This is a genomic window from Cupriavidus sp. UYPR2.512 (assembly GCF_000379565.1).
Taxonomy (GTDB): domain Bacteria; phylum Pseudomonadota; class Gammaproteobacteria; order Burkholderiales; family Burkholderiaceae; genus Cupriavidus.
Genome location: NZ_KB902992.1, coordinates 1 through 2,766 on the forward strand (window position 1 = coordinate 1; position 2,766 = coordinate 2,766).

Below are 2,766 nucleotides of genomic sequence, written 5' to 3' on the forward strand. Positions count from 1 at the left end.
CTCCCATCTGGAGATGCGCCGATACGGACTCGGCGTGCATTGAGATCGCATGGTGCACTGAGGACAGGCACTACTCCAATAGCGGCGTAGCTGCAGTCCATGTTCTTCTCTGGTGAAGCGGTATTGTGCTAGTGCAGCCAAGCGTCTACGGCGTTGACAACGCCGCGTTGATTGACGTCCTGGGTCAGCTCGGCGAGCGCGCCCGCGGCGTGGCAGTGATCGATCTGGAGAAAACCTCGCTGCGAGATCTGCAGGTCATGCATGCGAAAGGCGTTCGCGGAATTCGCTTGAACCTGGAAGTCAGCGGCCAGCGCAATCACGAGTTCGCGCAGACACAGTTGAAGCGCGCTGAGCAACTGGTGGGGCCGCTTGGCTGGGCGGTGCAAATCTATGCGGATGTCGACGTGACGGCCGAGCTGGCCAAGGATATCGCCGGACTCAAGGTGCCGGTGGTGCTGGACCACTTCGCCGGCATTAAAGCCCACAAGAAGGACGAACAGAAGACTGCGTTCGCGGCGGTGGTGGACTTGGTGAAGGGTGGCAATGCCTACGTAAAGCTGTAGGCGCCATATCGTGCGTCGCGGAACGCCCCAAATTTCGAGGACGTTACCGAGTTTGCCCAGACGCTGATTGAGGCAAGGCCGGACCGCCTGGTGTGGGCATCGGACTGGCCGCATACGGGTAGTTCGGGCAATTGCAACGGCAATCTTGACCAGATCGAACCGTTTCGCAAGGAGGATGCGGGCCGCGCAGTGAACCAGTTGGCAAGCTGGGCCAAGACTCCCGCGCTGCTGCAACGCATTCTTGTCGACAACCCGGCCCGTCTTTACGGTTTCGGCCGCGCGGCGGTCTGACCCTGCCCAACTATGACCGTGGCGGCGGCGCCAGCACCACCCCGCTTGTTGGCAGGTCCGTTGGCTCGGACAGCTTTATCACCGGCTACACCTCGTTCGCCGGCGGCGTCGAGATTCCGTTTCACAGCCACAACTGCCAGGAAAGCGTGGTGTTGGTGGAAGGCGACGCGATGCTCGATATCGACGGGCTTGAATACCGCCTGAAGCCGTTGGATACCACCTTCATTCCCCCCAACGTCCCACACCGCTTCCGCAACCTGTCGAAGACGGAGCCGATGAAGATCCTGTGGATTTACGCGACGCCCGAAGCCACGCGCACCCTGGTCGATAGCGGCGAAACACGTCCCGTATCGGCCGAACACCAGAACCCCAAGGCTTAACTTAGAGTTTCCATCATGCGTATTCTTGTTCTCCCGGGCGACGGCATCGGCCCCGAAATCGTTGCTGCCTCCATTGATGTACTGAAGCAGGCCGACCACGCCTTCTATCTAGGTCTGCAGTTCGACTATGAAGACGTCGGCTTCATCAGCCTGGAAAAGCATGGCACGACGCTGCGTCAAGAAGTACTGGACAAGGCCACTTCGTACGACGGCGTGATCCTCGGCACGCAGTCGCATGCGGACTATCCCGCGCCGGACAAAGGCGGCCGCAACATCTCGGCCGCGTTCCGTTGCGACCTGGACCTGTATGCCAACGTCCGTCCTTCGCGCTCCCGTGAGTTCCTGGGCAAGGGCGCCAAAAACATGGACCTCGTCATCATGCGTGAGGCGACTGAAGGCTTCTATCCCGACCGCAACATGTACGAGGGCTGGGGCGAAATGATGCCGTCCAAGGACATGGCGATCTCGGTGCGCAAGATCACGGCGCATTGCTCGGAGCGCATCGCACGACGTTCCTTCGAACTGGCAATGAAGCGGAAGAAGCATGTGACGGCGATCCACAAGGCCAACAGCTTCCATATGACCGATGGACTGTTCCTGCGTGAAGTGCGCAAGGTGGCCGCCGAGTTTCCCGAAGTGAAGTTCGACGACCTGCTGGTCGATGCGTCGACGGCCTACCTGGTGCGCGACCCATCGCGCTTCGATGTGATTGTGGCCACGAACTTCTATGGCGACATTCTCTCGGATCTGGCCAGTGAACTGTCGGGCAGCTTGGGTCTGGGTGGCTCGGTCATGGCGGGCGACAACCTTTGCTGCGCCCAGGCCCAGCACGGTTCGGCGCCGGACATCCAAGGCCAGGACAAGGCCAACCCGACGTCGATGATCCTATCCGTCGCCATGCTCGTGCAATGGCTGGGCGAACACCGCGCGAAGCCGAACTTCGTGGCAGCCGCTGTAGCGATCGACGCAGCCGTGGACAAGGTACTGGCGAACCCCGCTACCCGTACGGCGGACCTCGGCGGCTCGATGGGCTGTGCCGCCTTACCTGAGAAAAGTTGGGGGACGCAAAGCCCGATAATCGAACGAGGCCCTCGCGCGCGTTTTACATCAGGGTCCGGGCCAGCGGCCCACTATGACCGTTTGTAGTACTGCAGTCCTTCACCTCTCACATAACTCCGGCACGGCAGCTCAGTGCTCCATACAAACTGATTGGCGCTTGCGCCAAAGGGGAAGCCCTTGTAGTACTTTTGGTGCGAAATCTGGCGCTAGCAAGCCCGAATGCCGCTTGCAGCAACGTTTTCACAGTTGCTTCGCCCCACGTACCCGCCGATCTTGCAAATAACTGATTTCAAACGGTTTTCAAGGCCGGAGCGCCAGATCTGACACCAAAAGTACGATGACCCCAACTCAGGGGATCTAGCTCAAAAGCCGATAACTCACCACTGGTCGGTTTGACGACGGCAGGCTGCCCAGTTCCGAAAAACGGAGGAATTTTATGCCCGCCCCCTTCAAGGTGATTAAACGACATGACA

General features: G+C 59.8%; 3 protein-coding genes and 1 pseudogene. 3 read left to right on the top strand and 1 reads right to left on the bottom strand.

Going from position 1 to position 2,766, the window contains the following annotated elements; genetic code table 11:
* The first annotated feature begins 131 nt into the window (after nt 1-131).
* The 3 genes and pseudogenes from A3A5_RS44840 (at nt 132) to A3A5_RS0116700 (ending at nt 2,380) form a co-directional block, all read left to right on the top strand.
* Nucleotides 132-854: pseudogene (locus A3A5_RS44840) on the top strand (amidohydrolase).
* 77 nt (nt 855-931) lie between these two features.
* Nucleotides 932-1,234, top strand: coding sequence for a cupin domain-containing protein (locus A3A5_RS44845; RefSeq protein WP_255343516.1), 303 nt, complete (start codon nt 932-934; stop codon nt 1,232-1,234).
* Between the two features lie 15 nt (nt 1,235-1,249).
* Entirely contained in the window at nt 1,250-2,380 is a 1,131-nt protein-coding gene (locus A3A5_RS0116700) for an isocitrate/isopropylmalate dehydrogenase family protein (RefSeq protein WP_018311689.1), read from the top strand.
* Between the two features lie 202 nt (nt 2,381-2,582).
* On the opposite strand, the gene A3A5_RS44850 is transcribed toward A3A5_RS0116700, so the two are convergent.
* Nucleotides 2,583-2,766: hypothetical protein (locus tag A3A5_RS44850; RefSeq protein WP_232431365.1), on the bottom strand; the 184-nt coding region annotated here is incomplete at its 5' end.